We start from the raw sequence: 13,539 nt of genomic DNA on the forward strand, positions 1-13,539 counted from the left end.
ATGAGGGAATCATGACGTTACTGGCAAAGCTCAAGAAATGCCATCGCAAACGTGGGGTTTGTCGCCAGAGAGTGATACCGATTGGATCTGAATGTGGTTTGAGAGCAAAAAATAACCCGCACTTGGCGGGTTATCGGAAAGAGTGATTGTGGTGCTTATACGCCTGCACGTTTTAGCAGACCCGCCATCAGCGGAGAGCTGGATTTGACTTGCTTCGATTTGTTCTGGAAGCTGCGAGCCAGCTGGGCATCGTCGATGTTTTTCGCGATGTACGCCATGGCATGGTAAAAATCAGTGCCCGATTTCACTTTCGCTTTGTCGTTCATTGGCGCTAGCAGTTGAACCATAGCGGTGCCCGTCATTTTTTTCTCAGTCGCGTACTTTTGAACAGAATCCAGTAGCAGATCCAGATCCGCCATCGATTCTGCGCTTTCAACGCCTTGTTTTTGCATCTCTTTACGGTTGCGTTTGCGCAGCTGCTTAATCACGAAAGCAGGTTGGTTCATTTTTTTGAAACCAAAGTAGCCAGCAGCCAGAACCAGGACGATACCGCCGATCACATAGCCCCAGATAGAGGAGCCGGAAGATTCGACAACAGGTTGGATAGAGTCAATGCTCGTCGTTAGGTCAGACATAATAAAGATCCTTAGAATGGGGCTTCGAAACAGAAGCCTAATACTTAAACTGGCAGGGAAGAAGGTGTATTGCGGTGAATCAAGAATTCATGAAAAGCACGTTTTCTGCCTTATTTCCCCATTTATTGGGCTTTTTATCCCTTAAAGCAAGGGGCGTTTATCCACGAGTCCTGTTTTTCTGTTTAATAAGTGGAATAGATCACGCAAAGGTCACTATTTGAACATAAAAAACGCGCGATTTCGAACCGAATTTTTCCGTCCGTGAATCGCCGCAGCTCAATGAAATCAAGGTTTGCCACTGTACCGCTGGCGATAAAGTGTGCCATGATGCATACCTTGCCAAACGCGCATAATTGAAAAATCAGGAGCTTATGTGGTCACTATTCGAGAAATGGATATCTCAGATTACGATGCAGTCATCGCGATTTGGAGTGAAACTGAACATTTATCCCTGCGTGATGCCGATTCACGCGACAGCATTGCGGCTTACCTGACCCGAAATCCGGGTTGTAGCTTTGTTGCCATCAAGGAAGATATGATTGTCGGTACTGTGCTGGCCGGCACCGATGGTCGCCGTGGTTATCTGCAACACCTGGCGGTCAGTAGTCGCTTGCGTGGCCAAGGGATTGGTGAACAACTGGTCAGCGCGACCGTCGATGCTCTGGCGGCTCTGGGTATTAATAAAACTCACCTGTTTGTGTTTAACACCAATGAAAGCGCGCAAGGTTTTTATCAGAAATTAGGCTGGTTTGCGCGCGACGAAGTGCGCATGTTTTCGTTCAACAGCTCAACGAATCTCAATGTGTAACTGACCGGTTGGCAAACGAAACAAAGGTCACACTAGGTGACCTTTGTGGTTTTAATTCGTCGTGATTGGCTGCGCGGAGCTTTTGACCGTCAAGGTTGGAATGAGGGATTAGTGACGGTGTTTGCGCTCGTAAACCCACTCTTCTTCGTAAGTGACCTTTTCACGTTTTGTCCAATGGCCGGGTTTATCCTTCCATTTCGCCTTCTTTTTCCAGTTACCCGGATGTTTCCATGGGCGTTCGTCTTCATGGTAGTAGTGATGCACATCATAGTGCTTCACGCTTTCCCGGTAATAGCGTGTCGGGCGGCAATCGCCAGTGCCAATACTTAAACCATCCACTTTGATCTGCAGACAGTCTGCTTCCACCGTGACTCCACTTTGACGCACAGAAACATCAGCCTGCGCCATACCGAAAGGCAAACATGCGGCGCCCATTAATAACCATTTATTCAACATACGATAGTCCTGCTTGGTTCCATCAGTTGCTATTAAAGAAGTGAATCAGGAAGCCCGCAAGCTATCGGTGGCGCTTATGACGGAATTCTGACTGGGCAGACACCTGAGGTTTGAAATCGCGGGTTTGCCATGGCTAAAGTCAGGGTAGAGAAAAGTTTATTTTTCCTGAAAACAACGGGTTGCATAGTGAATGACGTGCATTCGAGTTGACAACAAAAAAGCTTCGCGGATGCGAAGCTTTTGAATCGGCAGAAAGTAAACGCGTTACTTATTGCGTGTTTCCAGCGCGTATTTGCCAGGCCCCATCAGCATGATGGCGATGGCAACAAACAGATACACGCCAATACCTTCAGCGGCCCATGCTCCCACTTTATTCAGGGTAAACAGGTTGTCGGAATGCATCAGCCAAATCACGACCAAACTGGTGCCGATCCACACAATGCAGGACAAGCGGGTCAACACGCCGAGAATAATCAGAATAGGCACGACAACTTCGCCCAGATAGACACCGTAAGCAAAGAATGCAGGTAAACCATGCTTCACAAACAAGCCCTGAATGAACTCTGTACCACCGTAGATTTTATGGATGCCGTGCAGCAGGAACATTACGCTGAAACTGACTCGCAGAATCAGCTTGCCCAGGTCATCTTTGTCCAACAATGAATCTAATCCGTTTAGTAGCGCTTTCATAATGATTTTCCCGAGTGGTTTTTTATTAACTTAGCATCGAATTACGAAATAGTTGCACGCTCGCTGTTGGCGATGATGAACAATTATTTCGAATAACTTTGTTGATGCGAATCAATTTATTGTTCCGGTAATTATGGTTGCAAAATTGATGGTGGATAGAAAAAGAGAGGTGAGTAAGGGTAAATAATGTTAATAGTTGATTTTGCTTCAGAATGTGGCGAGTTTTAGTGTGGGTTGTATAGGCTGAAATTGGTAATGAAATATCTCGAAAGGGAAAGTCGGGTTGGTGGAAAATAACGTTTAAACGCGAAAGGAGAAATTCGTTTAAACGTTATTTTTAGTCATCCAAGGCTATTTTTGCATATTGTCACTAGCCGTTGCTTTGGGCGGTGGCGTCCAGTGACGTTCGGTATCAAAACGACGATCGGTGCGGTCGAACGCCATTTCAGCTTTCAGGCGCTCTTCCAGTTCAATAAATAGCTTGATGTAGTTGTTGTCCATCCGCTCCTTACCGAAAGTCTCCGCATTCCAGGCGGCGTATAAGCCATCGGAGTGCGTACTTTCCACTTTCTTGTAGATATTTTTCTGGTGTTCGACGAAGAAGGGGTGAAAGCCCAGAGTCTTCATTGCCGCTGCCCCCACTTCCAGTGCAGAGTGATAGGTTTCCGAGACCGCCATATCGACCCCAGCCTGACGCAGACGATAGCCATGGCCACGGTCAAACGCCCGAGCCAGCACTTTGACATGCGGGTAGGTGTGTTTGACGTATTTGACCAGCTCAACACTGCTCTCCTGATTGTCGATCGCCACCACCAGCAGGCTCGCTTCCTCAATGCCGGCGGTATGCAGCAGGTCTGGGCGGGTCGCGTCACCGAAGTACGCTTTGGTTCGGATACGACGAAGGTTATCAACCTGCACCGCCTGATGGTCGAGCACCACAGTTTGAACGCCATTGGCAACCAGCAGACGATTAACAATTTGGCCGAAACGGCCGATACCTGCGATGATCACGGTGCCTTTTTCGTCGATAGTGTCGCTTTCACGTTCGTTGGTCACCTGCTCAAACCGCGGCAGAATCACTTTGTCGAACAGTATGAACAGCCCCGGAGTGAGGAACATCGACAGCGCGACCACCAGAGACAGTATCTGCGCTAAATCGGCAGGCAGAACATGACGTTGCTGCGTGAAGGTTAACAGTACGAAACCAAATTCGCCCGCCTGCGCCAGACTGAGGGTAAACAGCCAGCGGTTGCTGCCTTTGATACGAAAGATCAGCGCCAACAGATAGAGCACCAACGCTTTGAGTAACATGACACCGAGGGTGGCGCCGATGATGATAAAGAAGTGGCTGAACAGAATGTCGAATTTGATGCCAGCGCCCACGGTGATGAAAAACAGCCCGAGTAACAAGCCTTTCAGCGGCTCGATGTTGGCTTCCAGTTCATGGCGAAATTCACTGTTGGCGAGGACAACGCCAGCAAGGAAAGTGCCCAGTGCCGGAGACAAGCCCACCACATTCATCAACGTTGCGATACCGACCACCAGCATCAGTGCCGTGGCAGTAAAGATTTCGCGTACACCCGCGCTGGCTACGAAACGAAACAGCGGGCGGCTGAGGTAGTGACCGCCCACCACCACGGTGGCAATTGCTGCGGTGATCACCAGACCGTATGCCCAGCCCGGCAGATCGGCGATCAGCGTCAGCTCATCGTGATGCGCGGCGGCGGCATTGGCCGCTGTTTGCGCTTGCTCAATCAGCTCAGGCAACGCCAACAGCGGAATAAAAGCCAGCATTGGGATGACGGCGATGTCCTGAAACAGCAGGACCGAAAACGCATTTTGACCACCTTCAGTCCGGTTGAGGCGCTTTTCGTTAAAGGTTTGCAGCACAATCGCGGTTGAAGATAGGCAGAAAATCAAACCGATGGTGAGCGCCACAGACCAGGTGAGGCCAAACAGTAAACACATGCCCATGGTCGCCAGCGTGGTGACGCCAACCTGCAAACCACCCAGACCGAGCAGGCGTGTACGCATCGCCCACAGCATTTTCGGTTCCAGTTCCAGACCGACCAGAAACAGCATCATCACCACGCCAAATTCGGCGAAATGCTGAATGGTGGATGTTTCATCGCCAACCAGTCCGACGACCGGACCGATGACCACGCCTGCCATCAGGTAACCCAATACTGAGCCGAGGCCAAAACGCTTGGCAAGCGGCACCGCGATCACCGCAGCGACAAGATAGATGAAGGCCTGAATAAAATAACTGGTCATGCAGAGTGTCTCAGCTCCATAGGGCGGAAGTATTGATTGAGTGTCGACAGTTCGCCGGCGCGTTCGATATCGATGCGATCATCGCCTAAGGCCTGCAGAACCTGCATGTACCGTTTGATGTGCGCGTTGAGACGTTCGTCGTCGCATGCGGCGCGGGCATCAAACAGCACCAATGGCGCGAGATACTGCATGCCGGTCATGCCGGCCATCTGCTCAATAGGGCGCAGCAGTTCACGCACACTATAGTGATTATAGCCACTGGCCTGATAACTCTCGGATTTTCCGCCCGTTGACGTGATACACAGCAGCGTTTTACCGTGCAAAGCCGTGCCGTCCTGACCATAGGCAAAACCATACTCCAACACCAGATCCTGCCACTCTTTGAGAATCGACGGAGTGGAGTACCAGTACATCGGGAACTGGAAAATGATCACATCGTGTTCCAGCAGACGTTGCTGTTCTTTGTCGACATCAATATTGAACGTCGGGTATTCGCCATAGAGGTCGACAAGGGTCACGTTGCGTGCGTAACGGGCGGCTTTAAACAGGCGTGCGTTGACTTCACTCTTGTGCTGACAAGGGTGGGCGTAGAGGATCAGAATACGTTGGCTGGTCATAGAATCTTGGCGTGTGGTTGAGCGTGTTAAAATAGTTATCCAATTCGTCACTGCATTCAAATGAATATTGGCGTATGCATAAGAATTTACACCTATTTGATCTCAGATGTGGCAGGGGAAAGCCCGGTCAGGTAGCCCAAATGTAAAAGAAATAACGAGATATAAAATAAGTTGTATAAATTCTTTTCTTTATGTAAGAAAAGCGAGACAATGATCACTCTTTGTCCTCCTCCTAGAACATCCTGTTTGCATATGACTCAAACCGCTTCGGCGGCGAATGACAATTCGCGCCACAATCAATATTTACGCGTTTTTGCGCTGGGCTTCAGTGCCTTTATTTTTAACACCACAGAATTCGTTCCGGTTGGCTTGCTGACCGATATTGCGAAAGACTTCGATGTGCCGCTTGCCTCGGCAGGTTGGATGCTGACCATTTATGCCTGGATTGTGGCTTCGATGTCTCTGCCGATGATGATGCTGACCAGTAAAATGGAACGCAAAACGTTGCTGTTGAGTGTGTTCACGCTGTTTATTGTCAGCCACGGTTTCTCCGTCATTGCGTGGAACTTTGAAATGCTGGTGGCGAGCCGGATTGGTATCGCGTTTGCGCATGCGGTGTTCTGGTCGATCACGGCGTCGATTGCGATACGCGTTGCGCCTCCGGGCAAGAAAACGCTGGCACTGAGCGTACTGGCAACAGGCACCTCTTTGGCGATGGTATTGGGTGTGCCGCTGGGGCGGATTATCGGGCAGTGGTTGGGCTGGCGCGTGACGTTTGGTGTCATCGGTGTGACGGCATTGCTGATCATGTTTGCGCTGTTCCGTTTGTTGCCAACCTTGCCAAGTTTGTTCTCAGGCTCGATGAAAAAACTGCCGGAGCTGCTGCGTAAACCAACGCTGCTCGGTTTGTACCTGTTTATCTTCCTGCTGTTCACCGCGCACTACACCGCGTATAGCTACATTGAACCGTTTGTGAAAGTGGTAGGCCAAGTGAGTGAAAACTTCACCACCTTCCTGCTACTCCTATTTGGCGGTGCAGGTATTCTGGGCAGTGTAATTTTTGGCTACTGGGGTGAGCGCGCCAACACCAAATTGCTGGTGAGCAATACTGCCGTGGTCATGTTGTGCATGGTACTACTGCTGCTTTCGGCCAGCAGCCCATGGGGTGTGAGCACATTGTTGTTGCTGTGGGGGACAGCATTGATGATCGTGTGTCTTGCGATGCAAGTTAAGGTGCTCAATATCGACACCAATGCATCCGATATGATCATGTCGATGTTCTCCGGGATCATCAACTTGGGTATTGGCGCTGGTGCGTTGATTGGCGCTAAAGTCATTCATTTCAGCTCACTGGAAGCGATTGGTTATGTTGGCTCCGGCTTTGCGCTGCTGGCGCTGTTGCTGATTGTGACCTTGCTGAAAAAATTCCCATCGATTCGTTGATGGTTAAATGCGAAAAAGGCAGTCCATGTGGCTGCCTTTTTTATTGTCCGCGAAAGGCGAGAGCAGGTTGCAAAACCATCACAACGGCATGAAAAACTCGAATCCGATTCCAAAATGCATTCATTTTTATCATGACAAATAATAATGAGAATGAATATCGTTTACATGGTGTTGGTGAGTTGCTAGTATGCAGTCAGCTTAACGCGCCGCCTTGTTGTGGCTGAAGTTTTGAAGTGTTCTGGGAATATTTCAAAACAACAAGGCGGGCGCGCTAACAACGTCAGCATCTAAAAAAGAGATCTGTCCAACCCGAGTGGCCGCGAAGAGCGCGGTCAGTTGGAATGGTCGAGGTTCACAAGAATTAAGGATTCGGATTAATGGCAATCCCAAGAATTGCAGGTTACTCACTGCCTGCCAGCGAACACTACCCGCTCAACAAAACTCAGTGGCAGGTTGACCCCGCCAAGGCTGTGCTGCTGATCCATGATATGCAGGAATACTTCGTTAACTTCTTTGATACCACTCAGTCGCCGATGAGCGACATCATCAACAATATTCAACGTTTGAAAGCGGCGGCTAAACAAGTCGGCATTCCTGTGGTGTATACGGCGCAGCCGGCCAATCAAGATCCGGCCGAGCGTGCGCTGCTGACCGATTTCTGGGGGCCTGGACTACAAGAAGAAACGGCGATTCTTGCAGCATTAGCGCCAGAAGCAGATGACGTGGAATACGTGAAATGGCGTTACAGCGCATTTAAGAAAACATCGCTGCTGGAAGATATGCAGGCGCAAGGCCGGGATCAACTGATTATCTGCGGCGTGTACGGTCACATCGGTATTTTGTCGACCGCGCTCGAAGCGTTCATGCTGGATATCAAACCGTTCGTGATTGGCGATGCGATTGCCGATTTTAGTCAGCAGGATCACATTCATACCCTTAACTATCTGGCAGGTCGCGCTGCAAGTGTGCAGACACTGCACGCGGTGGAGCAGACGCTTGCCCGCAAGCCATCACTGACGCTGGATCAAATGTGTATCGATGTGGCTGAAGCGCTGTCGCTGGATCTCGATGAAGTCGATGTGAACGAGAACCTGCTGTTCCTCGGCTTGGATTCGATTCGCGCCATGGTGCTGCTGGAGAAGTGGCGTCCGTACGGTGTGAATGTGACGTTCGCGCAACTGATTGAGAAAGTGACGTTGCAGGAATGGTGGATGCTTATCGGTGAACCGACCACGCGAACGGAGGCGGAACCTGCCATGGCATAACGTCATGGTGGCCAAACCGGTTGATGGGCTTTGCGAGTTTACCACTGGCAAAGCCCTTTTTTATGGGGCAACGAAATCCGCACGGCACCGGCGAAGCCAATGCTGCTGATATGGCGGTATAGAGCGAAAAAAGAGGCATGAAAAAGCCCGGGTCAACCGGGCTTTTTTGCGTGCGTTGATTGCTTAGCTGTACAGCGCGCGCAGTCCTTTTTTGTCGACTTTGCCGACTGACGTTTTCGGCAACACATCGATGAACTGGATTTGATCCGGCAGTTTGAAATCCGCTAAGCCTAAATCACGCAGAAAGCGTTTTAGCTCCAATCCTTTCACCTGATGTCCTTCGCGCTTGACGATCACCGCGCAGCTGCGCTCGCCCAAATAATCATCCGGCACCGCCACCAGCGCCGCGTCGTGCACCGCCTCGTGGCGCAGCAGATAGTTTTCAATCTCTTCTGCCGCGATTTTTTCGCCGCCGCGGTTAATCTGATCTTTGTCCCGGCCAGTAACAATGATGTTGCCTTCCGAAGTACGTTTGACCAGATCGCCAGTGCGATAAAAGCCGTCTGGCGTAAATGAGCGTTCGTTGTGCGCTGGCGCGCGATAATAACCGCGAATAGTATACGGCCCTTGCGTGAGCAGAAATCCCTCTTCGCCGACGGCGACATCGCGCCCGTCTTCATCGACCACGCGCACTTGATCGTGCGGTGAAATCGGGCGGCCTTGGGTGCTTGCAATCACCTCATCACTGTCGTCAAACCGAGTGTAGTTCACCAACCCTTCGGCCATACCAAACACCTGTTGCAGGCGGCAGTGAAGCCGGCTTGGCAGTTCCCGCGCCGCGGTTTCGCTAAACTTAGCGCCGCCAACCAACAGCAGTTCCAAGCTGGAAATGTCGTGCGTGGCCTTTTCGGCGAAATCCATCCACAGCAGTGCCAGTGGCGGCACCAACGCAGACACGGTGACACGGTGACGCTCAATCATCTCAAACGCATGTTGTGGCGTTGGATCTTGGGTGGGAATCACGCAGCCACCCGCCCAGAACACGCCCAACGCGCCCGGAGAGCTGAGCGGAAAGTTATGCGCGACCGGCAGCGCACACAAAAAGCGCGTCGTATGGTCGAAATGACAAATCTCCACACTGCCGGTAACACTGTAGGCGTAATCATTGTGCGTGCGCGGAATCAGTTTCGGTGTGCCCGTGGTGCCACCCGACAGCTGGAAAAACGCAACATCACTGGCGTCGGCATCCTGCTCTTGCAGCGCAGGTTGACGGCATTCATCAAGCGCCACGAACCGGTGGTCGTCCACCGTGACTTGGCCGCGAACAATCACATGCTCAATGGTCGGGCACTGTGCCACGATGTTGTTTGCCAATGTCTGATAATTGAAGCTGCTCGCCTCGCCATCAATCAGATACGCTTTGGCATCGGCGTGCTGACAGAAGTAGCTGATTTCCATTTGGCGATGCGCGGGCAGCGCAAGCACCGGGCGCACGCCAATTTGCAGCAGGGCGAAGAAGCACTGATAAAACTCGGCAATATTGGTCATTTGCAACACGACGTTGTCGCCGCGCTGCAAACCGAGCTGACGAAATCCCGCTGCCAGTTGTGCCGCGCTGTTGACCAGTTCGCGATAGCTGATCGCGCGTTGGCCACACACAATGGCCTCGCGCTGTGCAAACTTGGCTTCGGTTTCCAGCAGGTAATCCAACAGCGTTTTATCTTGCCAATAACCCAGCATGCGGTAATGGTCGGCCAGCTGCTGCGGCCAAGGGGTGTAATCTAATTCTCGTTGTGCGTTCATGGGGCGTCCTAGGCGGTGAGGAGTTCGTTCAGCTGAATGCCAGCGGCGGATAAAATGGTACCCATCTTGGCGCCGGTTTCATCCAGTTCACTTTGCGGTACAGATTCGTGGACGATGCCCGCACCGGCGTATACCTTCATTTGGCGTTTTTGCACTTCGGCGCAGCGGATGGTCACCACCCATTCGCCGTTTCCACGCGAATCGCACCAGCCCACCATGCCGGTGAAATAGCCGCGATCAAACTGTTCAATGTTACGAATCGCTTCATAGGCATTGGCGCGCGGATAGCCGCATACCGCCGGCGTCGGGTGTAAATCGGCCGCAATCTTCAGCACATTGAGGTTGGCGTCGTTCGCTTGGCCTTCAAGCAGCGTCGACAGATGCAGCATGGTTTGGGTTTCGATTACCGATGGAATCATCGGCGCATACAGGTTGTGGCAGTACTGACTCAGCACGCGTTCTACCTCTTCCACCACCAAGCCGTGCTCGTGCAAATCTTTTTGCGTGTCGAGCAGCGACAGGCGTGAATCGTCGTTTTGTGCCTCACTGGCTGAGCGCGGACGTGAGCCAGCCAACGGGTTCGACACCACGTAACTGCCTTTTTTCGCCACCAGCAGTTCAGGGCTTGCGCCCATCAGCTTCACGCCCGGCAAGGTGTCGGCGGCAAAGGTGTAGCCTTTGGCATTGATCGCAAGCAAGTTGCGTAGCAGGCCCGGCAGGTGAATGTCGGTGTCGGTTTCCACTTCCACTGCACGCGATAGCACCGCTTTGGCGAGGTTAGTGGTGGCGAACAGATTGAGCAAATCGCTCACGCCTTGGCGGTAATGTTGTCCAGATGGGGAGGAAATCACCTTGGCCTGCGCCGCTTGGTTGGCCGCCGTGTTGGCGGAGCCGCGTGTGCTGCTGGAGACAAACAGCTGCTGCGGAATCACAAATCGGGTCGAATTTTCTTCACGAAATGGCACGATGCCAAACAGCACCGGGTTATCCGATTCGTGCTGTTTTGCGGCTTGCAGCATGGTTTGCGCTTGCTCTGCCAACTGAGCAAAGGGTATAGGCTGGTGGATTTCTTGCTCGATGCCGATACCCAGCATCGTATTATTAGGAGAAGCGAAGAAAAACGGCGCGCGTTCAAGCTGATCGCTCAGCAGTTCGCTCTCCATTTTTGTATAGCCAATCACTTCACGTTGCATTTTGAATCCCTCTTTTACTTTCTGACGTGACTACTTATTTTCTGATGTGACTCAGCGGTCGGCCGCGTCATGCACAGTGGCCCACCACCGAGGTAGAGATCATTTGCCATTTCATTGGGCAATCGATACAGTTATAACACTTTTAATGATAACGTTTATCATTGTCATTTGATAATAAATATCATTATTGATTAAAGGTCACAGTTTTTACCGTGGTTAATTCACAGTTCAGTCAGTAAGTGCTGGCTATATTCATGCTAAATAAAAGGTTATAACGATGGATTTGTCATTAAATGAGCAAATGGTATTGGTTACCGGAGCCGCGAGAGGGATTGGTTTAAGTGTTGTAGAACATTTGCTGGCGCAAAACGCGCGCGTGGTGGCCACCGATGTGCGTATCGAAACCCTGTTGAGTCACACCGAAGTGTTGCGTGCCCGGTATGGGGAAAAACTGCAATGTGCCGAGCTGGATGTGACCCAGACGGATAAAACGGCGGCCGTCATTGGGGCGCTGCAGCAGCAACACGGTCCGATCGATCATTTGGTCAGTTGTGCGGGTATTTTGCATTTGGGCGCCATCAACGACATGCCGTTTGCTCAGGTGCAGGAGACGTTTATGGTCAACACCTTTGGCATTCTGAGTGTGATGCAGGCACTCAGCCCGTCGATGAAAGCGGCCAAACGCGGCGCGATGGTGGTCATCGGCTCGAATGCGGCCAACACGCCGCGTCCGAATATGGGCGCGTATGGGGCGTCGAAATCGGCGCTGCACATGCTGGTGAAGTGCATGGGCATTGAGCTGGCACCATTTGGTGTGCGGTGTAACATTGTCAGCCCGGGCTCCACACGCACCGACATGCAAATGCAGTTGTGGAACGAACATTATGGCGAAGCCAATGCCATCGCCGGAGATGCGGGAAGCTATCGCCTGGGGATCCCGCTGCAGAAAATCGCAGAGCCAGCAGACATTGCCAAAACCATTCTGTTTCTGCTGTCGGATGCGGCCAATCACATCACCATGCACGATTTGCGCGTCGATGGCGGCGCGACGCTCGACAATTGATGATCTTTCACACAAATAAGCCCTCTCCACAAATAAGAAAACCCCGCATTCGCGGGGTTTTTGTTGTGCGTGATATTGCCGAATCAGGCGACGGTGGAATAGCGCTGCGAGAGCACGCCATTCATTGCTTCCGCCAACGTATCCAACAGTTTAACTGTGTTGTCCCAACTCAGGCATTCGTCGGTAATCGATAGCCCCGGCTCCAAGTCCCCGTTCCCCAGGCTCTGATTGCCTTGTTTGAGAAAACTTTCGCACATCACGCCAGCAATGCAGGTTTCGCCCGCCAGCAATTGCTGCGCGATATCTTGCGCTACGCCGAGTTGATTGTGCGCTTTTTTCAGGCTGTTGCCGTGGCTGCAATCAATGATCAAGCGCGGATTGAGGCCGCTTTCCTCCAACTGTTTCGACACCGACACCACATCATCGCTGTGATAGTTGGGTACTTTGCCGCCGCGCAAAATCACGTGTCCGTGCGGGTTACCGTGTGTCATCACCAAGGCGGGGGCGCCTTGAGTGCCTGCTACGCTCATCACGTGCTCGGCCTGCGCAGCGTGAATCGCATCAATCGCGATGGACACGTTGCCATCGGTGCCGTTTTTAAACCCGATCGGGCAGGGCAGTGCGGACGCCATTTGGCGGTGAATTTGTGACTCGGTGGTTCGCGCGCCGATTGCGCCCCAGCAAATCAGATCGCTGATGTACGGATAAACGGTGGTGTCGAGAAATTCAGTCGCCGTCGCCAGTCCTAAGTCGGTCACGTCACGCAAAAACGTGCGGGCCACACTCAGGCCTTTTGCCATGTTGTGTGCGCCATCGAGGTCGGGATCAACAATCAAGCCTTTCCAACCGGTGCGCGTACGCGGCTTTTCAAAATAGGTGCGCATCACAATCAGCAGTTGGTCGGCGTAATCGGCTTGTACCGCGGCGAGTTTACGTGCGTATTCAAGCCCTTGCTGAGGATCGTGAATCGAGCATGGGCCTACAATCACCAGCAGGCGCGGGTCCTGACCCTCCAGAATGGCGGCGATCGCTTGGCGGCGTTGGGTAATCAGCGCTTGCTGGGTGGCGCTGGTGGGAATTGAGCCAAGCAGTGTTTCGACAAACGGCAGTTGGCCGACAGTGGATGAGCGTATGACGTTGTTAAGGATTTGCATTCGTCCCCCTCAAGACGGGCAGTAAAACGGGCGGAATCATCGTTGTTATATTTTGCAAATGATAATTATTATCAAATTTAATGTTGGCGATTATCGGCAACGCTCGGTTTTGTTGTCAAGCGGCGATTCACGCTGAAA

Annotated in this window: 12 protein-coding genes; 4 read left to right on the top strand and 8 right to left on the bottom strand. The window is 51.9% G+C overall.

What is annotated here, in order from left to right:
• Positions 1 to 155: 155 nt before the first annotated feature.
• Positions 156 to 635, bottom strand: a complete 480-nt coding sequence (locus LGV68_RS01775) for a hypothetical protein (RefSeq protein ID WP_014204782.1) — start codon at positions 633 to 635, stop codon at positions 156 to 158.
• 373 nt (positions 636 to 1,008) lie between these two features.
• Between LGV68_RS01775 and LGV68_RS01780 the strand changes: the two genes are divergently transcribed.
• On the top strand, positions 1,009 to 1,443 hold the full coding sequence (locus LGV68_RS01780; RefSeq protein WP_024375332.1) for a GNAT family N-acetyltransferase: 435 nt from the start codon (positions 1,009 to 1,011) through the stop codon (positions 1,441 to 1,443).
• A gap of 108 nt (positions 1,444 to 1,551) precedes the next feature.
• Here the strand turns inward: LGV68_RS01780 and LGV68_RS01785 are convergent, their stop codons facing one another.
• The 4 genes from LGV68_RS01785 to LGV68_RS01800 all read right to left on the bottom strand — a co-directional run bounded on the left by LGV68_RS01785 (position 1,552) and on the right by LGV68_RS01800 (position 5,480).
• On the bottom strand, positions 1,552 to 1,899 hold the full coding sequence (locus LGV68_RS01785) for a hypothetical protein (protein WP_024375331.1): 348 nt from the start codon (positions 1,897 to 1,899) through the stop codon (positions 1,552 to 1,554).
• Positions 1,900 to 2,163: 264 nt separating this feature from the next.
• Positions 2,164 to 2,589 carry a DoxX family protein gene (locus LGV68_RS01790; protein WP_020330055.1) on the bottom strand — a complete coding sequence of 142 codons (426 nt, stop codon included), beginning with the start codon at positions 2,587 to 2,589 and terminating at the stop codon, positions 2,164 to 2,166.
• Between the two features lie 351 nt (positions 2,590 to 2,940).
• Positions 2,941 to 4,863 carry a monovalent cation:proton antiporter-2 (CPA2) family protein gene (locus LGV68_RS01795; RefSeq protein ID WP_047457154.1) on the bottom strand — a complete coding sequence of 641 codons (1,923 nt, stop codon included), beginning with the start codon at positions 4,861 to 4,863 and terminating at the stop codon, positions 2,941 to 2,943.
• Positions 4,860 to 5,480 carry an NAD(P)H-dependent oxidoreductase gene (locus tag LGV68_RS01800; RefSeq protein ID WP_158142766.1) on the bottom strand — a complete coding sequence of 207 codons (621 nt, stop codon included), beginning with the start codon at positions 5,478 to 5,480 and terminating at the stop codon, positions 4,860 to 4,862. The genes LGV68_RS01795 and LGV68_RS01800 overlap by 4 nt, the downstream gene beginning before the upstream one ends.
• A 252-nt stretch (positions 5,481 to 5,732) precedes the next feature.
• Between LGV68_RS01800 and LGV68_RS01805 the strand changes: the two genes are divergently transcribed.
• Together LGV68_RS01805 and LGV68_RS01810 are read left to right on the top strand one after the other, a co-directional pair.
• Complete coding sequence (locus LGV68_RS01805) at positions 5,733 to 6,923, top strand: sugar transporter (protein WP_020330058.1); 1,191 nt, start codon at positions 5,733 to 5,735, stop codon at positions 6,921 to 6,923.
• A 377-nt stretch (positions 6,924 to 7,300) separates the two neighbouring features.
• Positions 7,301 to 8,188 (top strand): isochorismatase family protein, encoded by an 888-nt coding sequence (locus LGV68_RS01810; protein ID WP_100267349.1) that lies wholly within the window; start codon positions 7,301 to 7,303, stop codon positions 8,186 to 8,188.
• 183 nt (positions 8,189 to 8,371) lie between these two features.
• Here the strand turns inward: LGV68_RS01810 and LGV68_RS01815 are convergent, their stop codons facing one another.
• Both LGV68_RS01815 and LGV68_RS01820 read right to left on the bottom strand, forming a co-directional pair.
• Entirely contained in the window at positions 8,372 to 9,991 is a 1,620-nt protein-coding gene (locus tag LGV68_RS01815; protein ID WP_252536106.1) for a (2,3-dihydroxybenzoyl)adenylate synthase, read from the bottom strand.
• 8 nt (positions 9,992 to 9,999) lie between these two features.
• Positions 10,000 to 11,184 carry an isochorismate synthase gene (locus LGV68_RS01820; protein WP_252536108.1) on the bottom strand — a complete coding sequence of 395 codons (1,185 nt, stop codon included), beginning with the start codon at positions 11,182 to 11,184 and terminating at the stop codon, positions 10,000 to 10,002.
• A gap of 277 nt (positions 11,185 to 11,461) precedes the next feature.
• Here LGV68_RS01820 and LGV68_RS01825 point away from each other — a divergent pair, with 277 nt between their 5' ends.
• The gene (locus LGV68_RS01825; protein ID WP_100267347.1) at positions 11,462 to 12,247 is read left to right on the top strand and encodes a 2,3-dihydro-2,3-dihydroxybenzoate dehydrogenase; all 786 of its coding nucleotides are present in this window, start codon (positions 11,462 to 11,464) and stop codon (positions 12,245 to 12,247) included.
• Between the two features lie 83 nt (positions 12,248 to 12,330).
• Here the strand turns inward: LGV68_RS01825 and LGV68_RS01830 are convergent, their stop codons facing one another.
• Positions 12,331 to 13,401, bottom strand: coding sequence for a 3-deoxy-7-phosphoheptulonate synthase (locus LGV68_RS01830; protein WP_252536110.1), 1,071 nt, complete (start codon positions 13,399 to 13,401; stop codon positions 12,331 to 12,333).
• Positions 13,402 to 13,539: the final 138 nt, after the last annotated feature.

This window comes from Vibrio sp. LQ2 (genome assembly GCF_023920125.1).
GTDB lineage: Bacteria > Pseudomonadota > Gammaproteobacteria > Enterobacterales > Vibrionaceae > Vibrio > Vibrio fluvialis.